The organism is Aporhodopirellula sallentina SM41 (assembly GCF_000346505.1).
In the GTDB taxonomy this organism is placed as follows: Bacteria; Planctomycetota; Planctomycetia; order Pirellulales; family Pirellulaceae; genus Rhodopirellula; species Rhodopirellula sallentina.
Genome location: NZ_ANOH01000335.1, coordinates 1 through 16,440 on the forward strand (window position 1 = coordinate 1; position 16,440 = coordinate 16,440).

At 58.1% G+C, this 16,440-nt stretch carries 15 protein-coding genes, 1 tRNA gene and 1 pseudogene; 2 read left to right on the forward strand and 15 right to left on the reverse strand.

The window, feature by feature from the left end:
* The 6 genes from RSSM_RS34910 to RSSM_RS33900 form a co-directional block, all read right to left on the reverse strand.
* Positions 1 to 427, reverse strand: a 427-nt coding sequence (locus RSSM_RS34910; RefSeq protein WP_236621309.1) for a hypothetical protein, incomplete at its 3' end; no start/stop codon positions are given.
* Complete coding sequence (locus RSSM_RS22200) at positions 336 to 1,574, reverse strand: hypothetical protein (RefSeq protein WP_008684303.1); 1,239 nt, start codon at positions 1,572 to 1,574, stop codon at positions 336 to 338. The genes RSSM_RS22200 and RSSM_RS34910, both read right to left, overlap by 92 nt.
* 152 nt (positions 1,575 to 1,726) lie before the next feature.
* Positions 1,727 to 2,128 (reverse strand): hypothetical protein, encoded by a 402-nt coding sequence (locus tag RSSM_RS22205; RefSeq protein WP_008684304.1) that lies wholly within the window; start codon positions 2,126 to 2,128, stop codon positions 1,727 to 1,729.
* 75 nt (positions 2,129 to 2,203) lie between these two features.
* The gene (locus RSSM_RS22210; RefSeq protein ID WP_008684306.1) at positions 2,204 to 3,046 is read right to left on the reverse strand and encodes a recombinase family protein; all 843 of its coding nucleotides are present in this window, start codon (positions 3,044 to 3,046) and stop codon (positions 2,204 to 2,206) included.
* Positions 3,043 to 3,537, reverse strand: coding sequence for a DUF2924 domain-containing protein (locus tag RSSM_RS22215; RefSeq protein ID WP_008684308.1), 495 nt, complete (start codon positions 3,535 to 3,537; stop codon positions 3,043 to 3,045). The genes RSSM_RS22210 and RSSM_RS22215 overlap by 4 nt, the downstream gene beginning before the upstream one ends.
* A complete protein-coding gene (locus tag RSSM_RS33900) occupies positions 3,521 to 3,676 on the reverse strand; it encodes a hypothetical protein (RefSeq protein ID WP_008684310.1) in 156 nt (51 codons plus the stop codon). The genes RSSM_RS22215 and RSSM_RS33900 overlap by 17 nt, the downstream gene beginning before the upstream one ends.
* A 462-nt stretch (positions 3,677 to 4,138) precedes the next feature.
* On the opposite strand from RSSM_RS33900, the gene RSSM_RS22225 reads away from it, so the two are divergent.
* Positions 4,139 to 4,417, forward strand: a complete 279-nt coding sequence (locus tag RSSM_RS22225; protein WP_008684314.1) for a hypothetical protein — start codon at positions 4,139 to 4,141, stop codon at positions 4,415 to 4,417.
* Positions 4,418 to 4,639: 222 nt separating this feature from the next.
* On the opposite strand, the gene RSSM_RS22230 is transcribed toward RSSM_RS22225, so the two are convergent.
* Positions 4,640 to 5,596, reverse strand: a complete 957-nt coding sequence (locus RSSM_RS22230; protein WP_008684317.1) for a hypothetical protein — start codon at positions 5,594 to 5,596, stop codon at positions 4,640 to 4,642.
* 515 nt (positions 5,597 to 6,111) lie between these two features.
* A tRNA-Met gene (locus RSSM_RS22235) sits at positions 6,112 to 6,185 on the reverse strand.
* A 338-nt stretch (positions 6,186 to 6,523) separates the two neighbouring features.
* Between RSSM_RS22235 and RSSM_RS22240 the strand changes: the two genes are divergently transcribed.
* Positions 6,524 to 8,521, forward strand: coding sequence for a prenyltransferase/squalene oxidase repeat-containing protein (locus RSSM_RS22240; protein WP_008684319.1), 1,998 nt, complete (start codon positions 6,524 to 6,526; stop codon positions 8,519 to 8,521).
* A gap of 119 nt (positions 8,522 to 8,640) precedes the next feature.
* On the opposite strand, the gene RSSM_RS22245 is transcribed toward RSSM_RS22240, so the two are convergent.
* The 7 genes and pseudogenes from RSSM_RS22245 to RSSM_RS22275 form a co-directional block, all read right to left on the reverse strand.
* A complete protein-coding gene (locus RSSM_RS22245) occupies positions 8,641 to 9,495 on the reverse strand; it encodes an alpha/beta fold hydrolase (RefSeq protein WP_008684320.1) in 855 nt (284 codons plus the stop codon).
* 87 nt (positions 9,496 to 9,582) lie between these two features.
* Positions 9,583 to 10,518 (reverse strand): dihydroorotate dehydrogenase, encoded by a 936-nt coding sequence (locus tag RSSM_RS22250; protein WP_008684321.1) that lies wholly within the window; start codon positions 10,516 to 10,518, stop codon positions 9,583 to 9,585.
* Complete coding sequence (locus RSSM_RS22255; RefSeq protein ID WP_008684323.1) at positions 10,515 to 11,168, reverse strand: phosphopantothenoylcysteine decarboxylase domain-containing protein; 654 nt, start codon at positions 11,166 to 11,168, stop codon at positions 10,515 to 10,517. Before RSSM_RS22255 ends, RSSM_RS22250 begins: the two co-directional genes overlap by 4 nt.
* Complete coding sequence (locus RSSM_RS22260) at positions 11,165 to 11,560, reverse strand: tellurite resistance TerB family protein (protein WP_008684328.1); 396 nt, start codon at positions 11,558 to 11,560, stop codon at positions 11,165 to 11,167. Before RSSM_RS22260 ends, RSSM_RS22255 begins: the two co-directional genes overlap by 4 nt.
* Positions 11,561 to 11,756: 196 nt before the next feature.
* Positions 11,757 to 12,854, reverse strand: coding sequence for a ribonuclease H family protein (locus RSSM_RS22265; RefSeq protein ID WP_008684329.1), 1,098 nt, complete (start codon positions 12,852 to 12,854; stop codon positions 11,757 to 11,759).
* An 82-nt stretch (positions 12,855 to 12,936) separates the two neighbouring features.
* The gene (locus RSSM_RS22270) at positions 12,937 to 16,065 is read right to left on the reverse strand and encodes an MMPL family transporter (RefSeq protein WP_008684331.1); all 3,129 of its coding nucleotides are present in this window, start codon (positions 16,063 to 16,065) and stop codon (positions 12,937 to 12,939) included.
* Positions 16,058 to 16,440, reverse strand: a pseudogene (locus tag RSSM_RS22275) (hypothetical protein); the annotation flags it as partial. The gene RSSM_RS22270 and the pseudogene RSSM_RS22275, both read right to left, overlap by 8 nt.

Below are 16,440 nucleotides of genomic sequence, written 5' to 3' on the forward strand. Positions count from 1 at the left end.
CATCTGTACGAGCACAGAAGTGAACCATCGTTGATGCAAAGCGAGGTGGTAGCCGACCCAGTTTCTGGACCGAACCATTCCGAACAGCGGGCAGACTCTCGGCGCGCCCACCAAGCAACGGCACCAGCGATTTGCCGAGTTTTGCAACGCTGAACGTACAAATGGTCAACTCATTACGTTCAACATCGAACACCTCGCCTTGCAGACGATTGATGCCGACAAAGGTTCCGTCATCGTGCTCGACGACGTCACACGCGGTGACACCGTCACTGGCCAGCGTCCATGCAGCCAGGTCTGGCGTCGCGGAAAGGAACTGGTGGCACAGTTCCCAATGTTCACCCAGCTCGACCTGCCACGCTCGCCGTGGTGCTCGCAGACTTGGGATCCGAGAGAGCGTTTGCCAAAGTCGTAGGTGTTGCAGGGTCACGAGGCAGTCCGGTGGTCTTGATTCCGTGGTGAGTCATCCAGGCTTCGATCAGTTCGACGCCAACTTGTCGCGAGTACGAGATGATGTTTCCTGAGTGAATCGTCGCCGTGACTTCGGGGAAGTCCTGCAACGTGAATCGAAATTTCGCTTTCGTGATTCGGGTACCGAGAGTGAGTTGCTGCTGGTGTTCACGCAGCTGGACGAAGATGCGTCGCCCACGAAAGGTCTTGGTCAGGTTCTGACTCCCCATGAACATCTCGGTGACTTCATCGAGCTGAACGGATTCGATTCCGTCGATGAAAGCTGGCGATTCGATGTCTTCACCGAGTTCATGAATCGGAGACAGGTCAAACAACTCCGATGTCGGAAAGAAGTCCTCGTCACCGAAAAGGTACTCTCCGATCAAACGGCAATACTCACGGTGCTCGCTGATCAACGAAGCGTGAACGTGCAACTCGCCAAGCTGCTTCTGAACGAGGATGGTGTCGTAGCCGGCCGGTCGTTGGACTTGATAGCGACTCTTCTCGCCTTCGATGAATTCGCCGCGTTTCAGGTTTTCGCCACGGCGGACAACGAATGCCAGAACGTCGCCTACGTCGTGCATCCACAACGCTGTCCCACCACCACGGTGCCGATCGCGGTTAAATGTCGACAAGCGTTTCTCCATCGCATTGATAACGACCGTGGTCGGCAACTGAAACGGCATCGGTTTCTCGTGCCGATTCATGTAGTGGCGAAACGAACGCTGGCTGGTCGCGATACGCTCGTAGTTCGATCGTCGCAGCAATTCGGGATGACTCATCCACGTTCGCATCGCCAGGTCCGCCGGCGTTAATTCGTCGTCCGTTGGCAGCGGAATGCCGGCTTTGGAATAGGCCAAGATCAAGGACTCCATTCCTCGATGGTTGGCGACTTCGTCGATGTGGAATTGAGCTTCGATCAGCTCGCTGGGAGCGGACCGCGTCGGTGTCCTCAGCAGACGTGCGAGCTTTTTGAATTGGTCTTCGTCGAAACTGGTGTCGGCTGAGATCGTGAAGTTCCGCGCGGCGAAGTAGTCGGAGAACGGCAGCAGAAAGTCGCGAAGTAGATCGAGGTCGACAGATCCGAAGTCATTGTTGAGGAAACTCGGTGATCGGAAAGCGGGCATTTGGGACTCATGAAAAATCAGCTTTGGCGATGAACATCCTTGGGGAATGGCGAGGCGGCTAGCGTTTGCTAGCAAACTCCGTGCTCCTGTTTATCAGACACATGTCCCGTGACACGTTTGGTCCATCGTCGCCAGAAAATTCTTCGCAGCCCTTACGACCGGTCCGGTTTTAACGGTGGGCCAGACCGCAATTCAGCCCACAAAACACGTTGCTTTTTCCAGTCCATTTCCATCGTCAGCGGTCGCAGAAGTTTTTCCGAGATTTGCGGCTTGCCCTTCTTCATCCGAGGCAGGAACAGAAGCTCTTCCTGAATGTCGGGAGCCAGCAACGTCAGACTGAGGATCTGCGAAACCCGAGGCTGTGAGACATGACCGATCTCCGCAATGTGCTGCAGCCCCGTCGCCCGCCCGGATCGCAACAACTCGTCAAAACGAATCGCCAACGCCATCAACCGCGTGATCCGTGGCAGCGTGCCCGGCACGGTTTCCTTCTCGTCGACGACCTTATGCCGACGCGACGTCGTCACCGCGATCGTCTTGCGAACCGTGATCATGCGACCGACTCCTCGCACTCTTCAACGAGCGCGGTGATCGCCGTCGGGTGATACGAGATCGCCATGGAGCCGGCGTCAGGATCGTAGACGACCCTCGCCACGAGCAGTTCGACCACCTTCGTAGATATGTTCCTTGTAGGCGATCTTGCCCACATAGAGCGGACTGGTCAGCAGTGAGTGAACGGCCGGCTTGTCGAAAACTCGTCCGCCACGCGTCCGCCCATTACGAGTCCGCCAGATCTTGTTCGGCCAGCCGAGTTCCTGGAGGCGTTTCACCACCGGCAATAGCGAACGATACTCCAAGTACATCTCAAAGATTTTACGAACTTGCTTCGCTTCGGTTGCATTCACGGCCAGCTTCGGACTCGTCCCACTGCGGTCAACGTCGAATCCGAGCACCGGCATCCCGCCCGACCATTTGCCCTTGGCACGCATCGCCGCGATCTTGTCGCGAATCCGCTCGCCAATGATTTCTCGCTCGAACTGGGCGAAGGACAGCAGAATGTTTAGCGTCAGCCGGCCCATCGAATGCGTCGTGTTGAACTGCTGAGTCACCGAAACAAATGAGACGCCGAATTTGTCGAACGTCTCCATCACTCGGGAAAAGTCCATAAGTGATCGACTCAGCCGGTCGACCTTATAGACCACCACGCAGTCGACTTTGCCGGCCTCGATGTCATCCATCAGCCGTTTCATCGCCGGCCGCTCGAGGTTGCCTCCCGAGAAACCTCCGTCGTCATACATCTCTGGCAAGCAACGCCAGCCCTCGGCTTTCTGACTAGCGATGAACGCTTCGGCGGCTTCCCGCTGAGCGTCGAGCGAATTGAACTCTTGCTGCAAACCCTCTTCAGTCGACTTGCGAGTGTAAATCGCACATCGGATCGTTTTCACTTGCTGTGTTTCTTGCTTCTTACTCATGCGTGTTCTCCCAACTTGAAAAATCGGAAGCCGCTCAAGTGGTTTCCAGTGATGGATTTGGCGACCGCCGACAAAGAGTCGAAACGCTCGTCCTCATATTCAAAGCCGTCGGTCAGAATCAGCACCCGCCGAATCTTGCCCTTGTATCGCCGTTCGACAAAACTGCCGGGCGGAGGAATCCGAGGATCCCAATTCGGTGGCATCTTGGTGCGCACCACGTCGCCACCGACTTTCGGTTTCGGCGGCGTCACTCGGATCACCGATTCGTCGGCGATCGGTCCGGCTCGAAGCAATGCTCGTTCACTCAGCCCGCCTTCTTCGTTCGCTTGAATCCGCCAAGCGATGCGGCGGACGATGAAGTTGCGATTTCGGGAACGGCACTTCTCTTGATGGACGACCTCGAACTTCGCCACCAGTTGGTCAATCGTCAGGTCGGCCAACTCGGCGATTTCAAATGCTGCACTGTTTTTACTTTTAGGATTGGGACTCATCAGCTACCTCCGGTTGGCTCGGAAGTTGAGATGTGTCTTGCGTGTCTTTTGCTGCCGCCTTGTCCAGGGTTCGTCGAATTGCCCGCGCCAAAATGGTCGCGATCTCTTCGCGTTGCTGTTCGCTCAATTGGATCACCATTACTGTTTGAGAGTTTATCGCGGACCGTCTTGCCCGTTGCAAAACAGTCACCGCGAGACACAGTGATCACTGACGGCGGAGAGATCTCAAGTCCCGTTTCTTCAATCTCGCGAGAACTTTCCAAAGTCTCTGGAATCTCGCCACGTTTGACCCGAATCGTCACCAACTCCAGCAATTTCGCCACTTTCCGCACCTGAACGACAGGCTGGATATAGTCCAACGCCATATAACCCTTCCTCCTAAAACCAATCCCTAGCGAACCGAACAAAACGGTCCCGCCCTCAGGGTTATGTAGGAGAGAACTAGATAGGGTTAACCAGAAACTGCGAAGCAACCAGCCACCGGCGGGCTCTTTTGGAGGATGATAAAGAGCGCAATGAAAACAGCGTTGCAAATCGCATCTGGGACAATGCTGGCGACAACCATTGGATTGTTGGCCATGCTATTGGTCGGGCTGATGTCATGGCCACTGGCGTAAGCGGGATCGCGATCGGTTTGATCACGTCGACCGTCTTCGCTTTGCTCCTACGCACGAAGGCCTGCTGGCCGATTTCGATCGTGGCCAGTCGCATCGGTGCGATGGTCGCATGCTTTTTCGCAATCTCAACCGCAGAGATCCTCCCGCCAGGAAGCGTGCAGTGGATGTTCAAAGGCGGGCTATACGGCGCAGCCTTTGGCGTCCCCGTTGCCGGGATACTGTCGCCGCTGGCGTTGATCGCGATTCGCATCAACAAAAGCTGATTCAGTGACACACTGAAGTCTCAGGGTGCACTAAAGCCATTAAAGACCACGATTTCTTCGAGCGGCAATTGTCCCGGTTTCGGCCGCTTCGTTGGTACCTTTGCCGATGGTGATTTCTTCGATCCACTAGCAATCAGACCGCTCAAAAATAAGAGACTGGCGCGCCCGCCCAACCCGATGCACCTCATCCAGATTCAATTGAATCATGGCCACATTACAGAACTAAGAATCTGGCGAAGCGGCGGAGCGGATATCTCGAAGCAGGTACAGCCAACCTAGCTCCCGTTGATTTTTTTGGGAGGCGCTAACGTCTCGCATCGCGATGGAAAGACTAGCAGGGTTGAACAACCACCCAGGGACATTTGCTGCCGCTGACTCAATAATCACTTTTCGAGGATTTGGCCTTGCGCTATCAACAATTTGATCGATCGTTGTGGATTCTAAGTCAGCAAGCACCCTCTTGGCGGCATCGATATTCTTTCCTGCAAGTTGCATTGCCTCTGAAATTTTGGACCTTAATGACTCAAGCGAACCGTCCCGACGAAATTGCAAGACTTGGCTCCAAGGGACCGCTGAAAGCGATGGCACCGAAGCTTCAAGAAGTTCTATGGGGGGAGTCACTTCTTCATTTCCGGCTCCATACTTGCGAACCGCAGTCATCGCCAACTTTTCGTCTGGATTAGCCTGGAGCATACAGGGAATCTCTCGATTTACGAGTTGCCAGGTTCGCACGGCATTGACGGCCACTCTTGCTCGTCCCTCGGCATGCTCGATCGCGTGCCCAGTAATCCGATCAACACCGTGCTGAGATGCGATACGCTCAAGTAGACAGTTGTGTGCAAATTCCTCGGCAGATTCCGGTTCAGGGTAATTGTAATTTTCATGCTTCTCACCCCATCTTGGATAGCCATGTGGTTCCGAATTTCGCAGTTCCTCAATGACGTCCGCTTCAACTCTTGCAGCAAGCGGAACAAACAGATCGCTCAACTCCCGAATGAACTTTCGAGATATTTTTTCATTTTCAACTAGGCTATCGATGAATTTATCCTGATTGAATTTCCCAATAGTTTCATACAGAACTTCGTCGTACCACAGAGCACAAAATTTTAGATGATCTTTGCGAAACTGCTCGTCAGTCGCGAACGTGACGAAGCTTGAAAGCGCACGTGAAGTACTCATGCCAGCAATTTTCCTTTAAACCAAATGGGCAGATTTTACGATCAGATAGGGCTCAGCGTGATCCGATGGATTTGAAACCATGAAGACCTATATCCCGATTGAGGCAAAACTGCGAATGAAACAGGGCGCTCTAAGTTGATGCTGATGTCTAGGATTCGAGCTGAACGTCTGGGGAATCTAGAATCGTGGTTTTGTTTCGGACGTCACCGTCCAAGACGACTCTAGGAATGTTGACCACTTTCTTCCGATAGCACTCCGGGACTTCATAACCTGGAGGTCAAATAGTACAGAGACACGAGAGACCTTTGGCCGAGATCGGCCCAGAGACCGTTTCGCCGGCGGCCGGATAGTACTTTTCCAGAGACACTCGGAGAGACCTCTCGCCGGCCAGCGATGACGTAAGTCGTTACCAGACAAGCGGTAAAACACGAAAAAAGCCGGCGTCAGTCCATGGGACCAACGTCGGCTTGTTCGATAACCCGACGGTCGGAGTAAACCGAAGGGTCTAATTGAAGTTGCGGGAGCCGGATTCGAACCGACGACCTCGAGGTTATGAGCCTCGCGAGCTACCGGGCTGCTCCATCCCGCGGTATTTAAGTGTAGACGCTCCTGGTGCTTCCGAGGTTCACAGAAAAACAACTTGGAAGCAAGTAATTTTGGAACAACTTTCGCTGGCTCGTCTTTGAGTAAGCTTTCCTTATCGACGCCGTTCTGTCAACCGAGGTTGCTAAGAACACGAGAAGAAATTTTGTAACCTGACGCTTTCGATCCGTTATGCTGGCCTAAACTTGACGGGAGGGGCGCTCATTCGTTCTGCTAGCGTGTTCGCGGACTCATATCGCGGGTTCTTATCTCCGCCCCCTGTCCGATCTCTCAATTATCGAATCGTGTGGTGACCTTGTTTCCTGCACGTGAGGCGTCGTTTTCATGAATCATTCGGAATCCACTTCGGCAGAAGGCTCGGGCGAGTTCCCGCCCGTGGTGCCGGAGTCGGGTGCCGTCCCGCCGCCTCCCTCTCCAACGCCGGTCCCACCGCCACCGCCGCCTCGAGCGAGTTTGCCGCCGATCGCCAAACCGGCTCCTCCGGCCGCCAATCCGGCTCCGCCTGCGCCCCCACAAAACGCGGGCAACGCTCAACCGGCAAATCCCCCGAACACTCCGCCCTCCGCATCACCGCGGACAACCAAACAACCGCCAAACCGGCCGCAACAGACGCCTCAGCCGCAACAACCGGTAGAGCCGCAACAGCCAGCCCAGCCACAACAGCCGTCTCAGCCGCGTCAACCGGTACAGCCTCGCAGGCCGGTTCCCGCCCAGCCTCAAACGCAACCGCAGCAACGAAACACCGAAACCCGGCGAGTCACTAAGCCGCGTGCCGCTTCGCAAGTCAACTCGGGTCAACCGACGCCGCAAACCAGGAACGCCAAACCGGTTGCCAACGGCCAGGCCGCTGCCGCGGGTGGTGCCTCGCAGACTCCGCGTTGGCGTGGCACGGTCGGGCAGCCCGATGAGAAGCCGGCCCGGAACGAACACGACGAAGAAGCATTCGAACCGGTTCGCCGATCAATTCCGGCGTGGCTGGTCAGCATGGTCTTTCACATGACGCTGTTCCTCGTGCTCGCGCTGTGGACGTTGCCGGTCGGCAAAGGGATCTCGCGGGTTGTTCTGGAGATCGGCGAGGCGACCGAATCGGACACAGTGGACTTGCAGGAGTACTCTCTCGAGAGTGCCGAGTCGCAGTTCGAGCAACTCGAGGCCGAGGCGGTCTCTGAAGTGCCCGTCGACATGGAAGTCGAAACGTTGATCGAGTCGATGGACATCGCGGAACCGTCCGATGTCGTTCCCGCTGACCTCGGCGCGTCGGCGTTGGAGGCGATGGCCAAGCCGATGTTTGGTGGGCGTTCGGGTGCGATGAAGTCGTTGCTACTCGGGCAATACGGTGGCAACTCGGACACGGTCGAGGCCGTTGAGTTGGGACTGAAATGGTTGGCCAAACAACAGCAAAAGAACGGCTCGTGGAGCATGCGGGGACCGTACGATGACGGCTCCTTCCAGGAAAACCAAACGGCCGCGACCGCGATGGCGTTGCTGGCTTTCCAGGGCGACGGCAACACTCATTTCGACGGCCCTTATTCGAAAAACGTCGAACGCGGTTTGAAGTTTCTGCTGAACAAGCAACGCAGACGCGACGGATTCTTTGCCGCTAACGAACCTCATCACCAACGCGCCTACGCACACGCTCAGGCAACGATCGTGCTCTGCGAACTGTATGCGATGACGCGGGATTCCAAACTCCGCGTGCCCGCCGAAGCGGCGATCGAGTATTCGATCAAGGCGCAAGGGAACGAAGGCGGATGGCGGTACGACCCGCGTTCGGATTCGGATTTATCGGTGACCGGATGGTACGTGATGGCACTGACCAGTGCGCAGGCGGCGGGCATCCCGGTCGACCATTCGACTCTCGCGATTATCGACGGTTACCTCGATACGGTCTCGGTCGAAAACGGCGCCGGCTACTGTTACCAACGCGGCCGACCTCCGAGCCCTTCGATGACTGCCGAAGGGTTGCTTTGTCGTCAGTATCTCGGTTGGCCACGCGAACGTCAGGCGATGGCGATCGGGCTGAGCACGTTGGTTCAGGATTGGCCGATCCGCCGTGACGCGATGAACGTTTACTATTGGTACTACGCCACGCAGGCGCTGCACCACTACGGCGGATCCGCGTGGCGAATTTGGAACGACAACATGAAAGTCGAACTGCCACGGATGCAGGTCAAAAGAGGCCGCGAAGCAGGCAGTTGGTCACCGCAGGCGGACGAACACGGCAACGCGTCGGGGCGTTTGTACACGACGTGTTTCGCGATCTACTGCCTCGAAGTCTACTACCGCCACCTGCCGCTGTACAAACTCGCCGAGACGAAGTAGCCCCGAGGCTCGCGAGTGAGGCAGCACCGCGTTTCTCACCGCCGCCTTCGATGGGATGCGTGGCCACGATCGCCGAACTCGAGAGAGAAAACACGCAGCGATCGGCCGGCACGAACCGGCTACAGAGAACACCGCGAAGCCAACCACTCGACCGCTCGCTCGACATCCTCGCGGTGTTCTTCCTCGAGCACCCCACCGTGGCCGAGCCCATGAAGCGTCACCACGAGGTGCTCGCCCGCATACGCTTCGTGAATCTTTCGCTGGATCGGCGGCAGCACCAACTCGTCGTGCTCCGACATCAAAAACACGGCCGGAAGAGAAGTCTGCCGGGCACAGGTCTCGGCATCGAGTGATTCGGGAATGCGTTTGGTCGCCACTCGCATCAGGCGGCGTGCGGCGTAGCGATCGGCGACCTTCAGCACGACTTCATCGAGCTGCGGCGGGTTGCGTAGCCACAATGCGAAACGGTTCGCATCGACATGTTCGGTCGCCCAGTCCTGTAGGCGTGCAGCGAGAGACAACGCCGCCAAGCAACCGAGGCTGTTGCCGCAGATCCAAACCGTGGTCCGCGATCCCGCTCGGGCGGCGAGCACCTGCGACGCAAAGCATTTCGCGGCGGAAGCCAGCGTTCTCAATCGAGGACGACCGCTGCTGCGACCATATCCGGGCGGGTTCCATGTCCAGGTTTCGTGATGTTGCCCGGGCTCACGCACCTGATCTTGCCCGTCGATCAGATTCGCGGGGAAGGGCGAAGATCGCTCGGCACGTCCGGCCGTTCCGGGAAATTTCAACAACAGGAAGCGTGGCTTGGGAACGTTCTCCCAGTCGGGACTCAGACGTGTCGCAGCGGACGAGGATGCCGTCTCGGGCAGCACGCGGGGTTCCACGTTGGTGGCAACGAACGTTTCGAGGATCGACTCATCATCGGCCGCTTTGGCATCGCTCCGACGATAGGGAAGGTCGCACCGGATCAACGCCTCGAACGGGATCGAATGGCGCGACGGACGGAGTACGCAGCGATCGAGGAGATAGTGAAAGATGGCCGTGACCGCGGGTTCGGGTTAGCTGGTCTTCAGCGTGCCGACGATGTCGCTGACTCGAGTGGCACCGATTTCCGCCAGTGCACTGGGCAGCTCGTCGATCAATCGCATCGACAACGTTGGGTCGTAATAGTTGGCTGTTCCTATTTGCACCGCTGAGGCTCCGGTAACGAGGAACTGCATCACGTCATCGAGGTTGGCGATGCCGCCGATTCCGATGATTGGAATATCGACCGATTGTCGGACTTGGTGCACGCACCGCAGCGCGATCGGTTTGATCGCCGGGCCGCTGAGTCCGCCCATGCCGTTGCCGAGAATTGGTCGTTGTTTTCGCCAATCAACCGCGATCCCGAGAACCGTGTTGGTCAGGCAAACGGCATCGGCACCACCCTCGGCCGCACCGCGAGCGATTTCCGCGATGCTGGTCACGTTGGGCGTCAATTTCGCGAGGATCGGCACCTCGGTCGCCTCCCGCGCCGACGCGACGACTCGTTGGCATGATTCGGCGTTGGTGCCAAAGTCGATCCCGCCGCTGACGTTAGGGCAGGACAGGTTCAGCTCAATCGCGGCAACGCCTTCGCACTGCCCGACTCGCCGCGCCAGTTCGGTGAAGTCCTCGACCGTTCGGCCCGCGACGCTGACCACGATCGGTGCGGACAATTTTGCGAGGTACGGCAGGTGATGTTCGAGGAACGCGTCGACGCCGTCGTTATCGAGTCCGATCGCGTTGAGCAAACCAGCGGAAGTTTCTACCGTTCGCCACGGTGCGTTCCCGATCCGCGGTTCGGCGGTGATTGTTTTGGGGAGGATTCCGCCGAGGCGATGCAGGTCAACGATCCGCTGCATCTCGCGGGCGTAGCCGAACGTTCCCGACGCGACCATGATCGGGTTGGGCAACGTCAGGCGGCCCAACGTGGTTTGCAGTGCGGGCGTGTTCACGTCAGTCAATGAAGTCATCGAAGAATCAATCGGTTGTGTATATGGTGAATGAGTCGGTCGGCAACGTGCGGTTTGTCACCCGAAATGGTTTCGATCACCGAGCCCGCCGGATCGAGCAGTTCGACATGGTTGTCCGACGCGTCGATGGCCTCGGGGCCGTTGCTGACCATCAGGTCGCAGTGTTTCTTTTGCAGTTTGACGGTCGCTCGGAATCGCCGGTCGTCGGTTTCGAGTGCAAAGCCGACCACCCACTGGTCGTCGCGTTTGGATTCACCGAGAACGGCGATCACGTCCGGCGTTTCTACCAAATCCAACTGCAACGGGCGTCCGGTCTTGGACAGTTTCTGATCGGAGACGTGCAGCGGTTTGTAGTCACACGGCGCCGCCGCGCCGATCGCACCGTCGCAACTCGGGAAGACTTCGTTGGCGACACGGAGCATGTCATCGGTGGTGACGACCGGAATGACTTCGGCGCCACTCGGATAGTCGACCGCGACCGGTCCGGAAACGATCACCACGTCGTGGCCACGTTTCAGAGCCGCTTCCGCGAGGGAGGATCCCATCCTGCCGCTCGAAGCGTTGGTGAGATATCGAACCGGGTCGAGATATTGCCGTGTCGGCCCGGAAGTGATCAGAATCTTCGCGGGGGTTTTCTTTGTTTCGTTCACGCTGATGCGTCTTTGCCTTCCCGATCGTTTTGATCCGAGATGACTGATGAGATAATTTCCTGTAAGCGGTCGCCGACAATATTCATGTGAGCGGCGGCGAGTGCGAAGAGTCGCTTCTCGGTTTCGGCGAGGAACCCATCGGCCGCCATCATCCGAATCAAATCAGCGAGCAATGCTTCGCGGGTGGATTCGTCCGCGGGCAGTTCGAGAGCGGCATCGTCGCCGAGCCCAAACTCCAACGCCTCCTGCAGTTCCGCTTGGCCGAGCCCGAGTTCGACGCAGCGGTCCGCCAACAAGGCGACTTCGCGTCCGCCGATCGAACCGTCTGCTAACGCCATCACGACGATGTTTCGCAACTGCCGTTGTCGCTCGGTGTAGTTCGGTGTGTTCATAGCGAGGCGTGATTCTAGAAGGACAAGCGGCTGACTAGCCGACACCACCTGCGGCGTCGCGGCCTGCGGCCATCACCGGGTGGTATTTTGGGGAAAGCCTATCGTATCAAAACGAGCCCGGGGGTGAATCGGGCAGGCGTGAGGAGGCATCAATTGTCGCGGAGCCCGCCTGCGGACGCCCCTCGCGGGTGCCGGCCTATCGCGAACGAATCAGTTGTCGATCCTCGATGGCGAGCCTTTGCATCGTGGGCCGAATCGTCTCGATAAAGCGATCCGCGTCGACAGGGTAGCCAGCGGTGGGACGAAACTCATTCACTGGGCTTTCCTGCCCGGAAGATGCCGATTTACGTCCCGCGTTCGTCTTTTCTACTTCCGCACGGAAGAACGCATTGAGCGACGCCATCGCCAACTCACGCAGGTATTTCGCATGCAGCGAACTGAGCGCGACCGGTATGAAACGATCGCCCTTGACGGTGAAATGCAAACGCAGCGACCGGCCCCGGTACTCGGTCGCGTAGACGCTCTGCGTTTTCGATTCGTCGATGACACGAACCGGCTCAGTGCCAAACACCGACTGGATCACGCCGGTGTAGTATCGCCGCCCGCCGTGACGGTCAAAGTACAACTCAACCGGTTCGTCATTTTCCGCGTCAACGGTTTGTGTGTCGGCGGTCTGATTGTTTGCTGTGACCTGATCGATCAACAGCGAGGCGAGGCGAAGGCTGGTTTCACCCAGCAGGTCACTCTTGTTCCCACGCGGCGAGTGATCGGCGTCTCCGCTGCAGAACCGATTGAACGTTGCGGCATCGACCATGCGAGCGGCGACGTCAACCAAACGCCATTGGCACCGACTCCACTGCTCGCGAGCGGCCTCGGTATCGGAGGTTGCCGCGAATTTAATCGGATCGTCCTGCCGCCCACCGATGTCTTTGAGCCACGCAACCTCGCACAGATTTTGATAGTCGATCGGCAGCAGAGTCGGCAACCGCTGGGCCAGCGAAGCTTCGTCGCGTCCGCACGCGTGATGAGCAACCGAGACAGCGGCATGCAGCGGCGCCAGAATCCCACCCCGGAAGACTTGTTTGGAATCGTCGACACGTACCGAGGTTCGCCCCACACGTACCGGCTTGCCCAACTCACGAAAAGGGTCAGGCGTCATTTGATCGACCGACGTTTCGCAGCGTGGCGAATCCGATCGCTCACCCACCTCCGAACACCGCCACGCCGATGCAGCGACGACCAGCGGGCCGAGCTTGGGACCGTAGCCCGCTTCGTCGATTGCGATCAACCACATCGTCGGTCAAATCCACTGTCGTTGACACTAAAATCCATCTTGCGATCTCTACTGTGACCCTGCTGCGTGGCGGCGAGCGGTCCTACGCCTGCGCCCGTTTCGCCGCACGACGTTTGCGGTATTGATCCCAGAGCACCACAAAACTCGGGACCAAAACGGTGCGGACGTAAAGCGTGTCGATCAGAACACCGAGTGCGAGAGCGAAACCGAGTTCGGTGATCCCACGCAGCGTTGTTTGCTCGGTCGTCGCGATCGAATTGCTCGACGGCCAGATTGCCTCGACCAGTGGTGGCCACCACGCCGACGAGGTCATACTGAAAAAGGTGGCAGCCATCACAATTCCGCACGCCGTCACGATACCGCCGGTACGAGCGACCGCCCGCCGCACCGCCGCGAGTGAACCGAGACGTTTGCGTTCTTCCATGATCCGCGTCACCAGGTAAACGTTGTAGTCTTGCCCGACCGCGACCAAGATCACGAATAGAAACAGCGGTAGTTTCCAATCCAAACCTAAAAAGTCAGGCCCGTCGATCGACGCGAAAAACCAATACGTCAGCCCGAGCGTGGCGTAGTAACTCAGCAGCACCGTCGAGATCAGATACAGCGACAGGGCGAGCCGACGGATCACAATAATCAGCACCACCAAAACGGCGACAATCACGGCAATCTTGATCCGACGCGTGTCCCGCAACGTCACTTCGCGGAGGTCGACGATCGATGCGGTTGTGCCTGTGGTGAATAAAGTCCACGGCGTCTTCGTCTCCTGCTCAACCGAGTCGAGCGTCTTTTGCATTTCACCGGAGACCAACTCCAATTTCGCCGCGGCGGCTTCGGAAAACGGGTCTTCCTGGACGATCACATCGAGCCGAATCAAACGCTGCGTGTAGGTGGGTTCGTTGGCGACAAAATGCAACCGTGCGAGACGATGATTCTGCAGCGTTCGCCGACGCCAGGCTTCTTTGCTGAGCAACCCCATTTCTCGTTCGGGCGGGAAATCGCCGAGCGGATCGCTGAGGGAACGAACCCGCCTGACTCCTTCGAGTTGATAAAGCCGCCGGATCATCCTGTCGCTGGTTTTCGCCAACGCTTCATCGGATTGGTCGTCATCGGCGAGAGCGAGAATCGAGATCGGAGCCAACTCACCGACGCCAAAATTACGATCGAGCAGTTCCATTCCCTGCCGACTGCCGGCGGTGTGATGCAATTGCCCGCTCAGGTCGTACGTGACGTCTTGTTCTCGCATGAACCCGAACGCGGCGGGCAGGATCAACAACAACCATCCTGCCGCGAGGGTCCAGGACGGGTACCGCGTCAACGCGATTGCGGTGGCGTTCCACATCCGGCTGCCAGACATCAGTCCGCCCGTGGTCGTCAATCCGCTCTTGGTCGATGGGCTGCCCGTTGTCGAGTCACTGCGATTCAGGTCACGATTGGACAGCAGTTTGACCACCGCACGTTCGGACTCCTCGGTGATCGGGATCGGCCAAAATACTTTGGGGCCCAGCAGCCGCAAACACGCCGGCGTCATTGTCATGCAAACGAGCAACCCGACACACAAACAGATCGCAATGATCGGACCGGTGTGGTGGAACTTTCCAAAGTCCGCGAACCACAACATTCCGAGACCAACAATGGTGGTCATCGCGCTGCCCAGCAACGCCCCACTAACGTTCGCGAGTGCTCGCTCGCACGCGACCGGCCAAACATGCGAGGCGGCTTCTTCACGTAGCCTTGCGATCAGGAACAGGCAATAATCGGTTCCGGCGCCGAACAGGATCACGACCACAAAGATGCGGCTGGTCGTGTAGACCTTCAGATCCAACCCGAGCCAATCCACCGACCCGGCCAACGACGTCAGGACCGTCACGACCGCGGTGGCGACCATCACCGCAACAGCGATCGAAACCAGTGGCACCGCGACGAGCAGCGGTGCACGATAGACGACCGCGAGGATGATCAGGATCATGCCAACGGTGAACCACTCGGTATACGTGATCGCGGATCTCGCGGCGAGCAACGTTTCGCCTCCGATCGCGCCCGAACCGGTAATCTTGACCCTCAGGTCGCCGGCCTGCCCGCGTTCTTCCGCGGTCAGATACTCGGATTGATATTCGACGCACCGGTCGACGATCTCTTGGAGCTGTTCGAGCAGCGCGATGTTGCCCGTCGCCGCCAACTCGCTCGCGAGGGTGAGGACAGCAATGCGTGAGCGTGGCTTTTTGAGCTGTTCGCCGATGACCGACTCTTTCCAACTGTAAACGTCGAGCAGAACCGTCCACGCGTCGAGGTCTCGCTCCAAAATCGGCAAGGCGGATTCGGCGATATTGGGATCCAAAACCGAAGCCGATTCCAAATCCTGTTCGATCAAATCAGGATCGGCACATCGAGCCTCGGCCAGCAAGCCACGATCCCAATACGCGATCGCCAACCGAGGTTCATACGCGGTCGGTTCCCGCTGCGGGACACGATCATCGAGCAGTTGGTAGAACTCGGCATCGATCTCGATCGCCTGATCAAACGCTTCGACCGCGACACCGAGCCAACGCTGTGACGATTGGCGTTGATATGCCGAAACCTCCTCGGGCGTGTCTTGACCGGTCGGCGATGTTGGTTCGACTCGATCGGTCGATGCCGTGACCAGAGCGTTTGAATTCAACTCCGCTGCAGAACCGGCGGAGGTGTCCGGTGCGTCGCTGGAGTTGGTGCTGGCAACACCGCCGCCATCGTCGCCCGCTTGAGTCCCCGCACCTATATTTGTACCTGGATCATTCACATCCGGGGCATTCGGATCTGGCGGAGTCGCGTTTGGTTGGGTATCGGGAAGCGGCACGATCATGCGTGCCTCGTCGACTTCGCCGCACGCGATCTCCTCCGACCGCATCCAGCAGACTTCGCCGAGTCGATGATACAACCGCCGAAGGATATCGAGACCGAGCAACCGATCCTGACGCGTCCACTGGTCGCTATCGCGAGCCAACGCGACCACCATTTGGCTGCGTGAACGGGTGCCCTTGAACGCGCGGTCGAGCAACCGGCCGCCCGCGACGCTGACCCGCGTGCTCGGCAGGTAGTCAAAGTCGCCATCGAGGGCCACCGACTTCCACGACGGCGCCATGGTTTTGGCGACGACAGCGAGCAACACCCAAACGATCAGGATGATTTTGGCGTTCGACGTGACACGCCGAGCGAATCTCGCCGACGCTTTAGTCACGTGATGACCGATCACGTGAGCGACGACGGTCGCTGTCGCGGGAACGGTCGTTGCCGCGTCCCCCGCGGGATGCCGTCCGGTCGCTGCGGGAGGAGGATTCGGACGTTGCGCCAAATGCGGCCATCGCCTGACGGAGCATCTCCGGCGATACGTCACCCGAGAAGCGGACGATTTCGATCTCGCCGCCGGGTTGCGCTGCCATATCCAGTTTTTCAATCATGGAAACAATGAGTTCTAAGAGGGCTTCACCTTCGGCGCTCACCAACAACGTGTTCCCGATTTCGTCGACCCCCAGCGAGAGTTTGCCATTGAACGAGAAATCGTTCCCCCACGTCGCGTCCGCTATCGGAATCCTCCAGCCCGGATCCCTCACTG

What these genes read in the sequence shown, in the direction of transcription:
- RSSM_RS22200 (WP_008684303.1), bottom strand. Translation starts at nt 1,574, where the DNA reads ATGCCCGCTTTCCGATCACCGAGTTTCCTCAACAATGACTTCGGATCT.
- RSSM_RS22205 (WP_008684304.1), bottom strand. Translation starts at nt 2,128, where the DNA reads ATGATCACGGTTCGCAAGACGATCGCGGTGACGACGTCGCGTCGGCAT.
- RSSM_RS22210 (WP_008684306.1), bottom strand. Translation starts at nt 3,046, where the DNA reads ATGAGTAAGAAGCAAGAAACACAGCAAGTGAAAACGATCCGATGTGCG.
- RSSM_RS22215 (WP_008684308.1), bottom strand. Translation starts at nt 3,537, where the DNA reads ATGAGTCCCAATCCTAAAAGTAAAAACAGTGCAGCATTTGAAATCGCC.
- RSSM_RS33900 (WP_008684310.1), bottom strand. Translation starts at nt 3,676, where the DNA reads ATGGTGATCCAATTGAGCGAACAGCAACGCGAAGAGATCGCGACCATT.
- RSSM_RS22225 (WP_008684314.1), top strand. Translation starts at nt 4,139, where the DNA reads ATGGCCACTGGCGTAAGCGGGATCGCGATCGGTTTGATCACGTCGACC.
- RSSM_RS22230 (WP_008684317.1), bottom strand. Translation starts at nt 5,596, where the DNA reads ATGAGTACTTCACGTGCGCTTTCAAGCTTCGTCACGTTCGCGACTGAC.
- RSSM_RS22240 (WP_008684319.1), top strand. Translation starts at nt 6,524, where the DNA reads ATGAATCATTCGGAATCCACTTCGGCAGAAGGCTCGGGCGAGTTCCCG.
- RSSM_RS22250 (WP_008684321.1), bottom strand. Translation starts at nt 10,518, where the DNA reads ATGACTTCATTGACTGACGTGAACACGCCCGCACTGCAAACCACGTTG.
- RSSM_RS22260 (WP_008684328.1), bottom strand. Translation starts at nt 11,560, where the DNA reads ATGAACACACCGAACTACACCGAGCGACAACGGCAGTTGCGAAACATC.
- RSSM_RS22265 (WP_008684329.1), bottom strand. Translation starts at nt 12,854, where the DNA reads ATGTGGTTGATCGCAATCGACGAAGCGGGCTACGGTCCCAAGCTCGGC.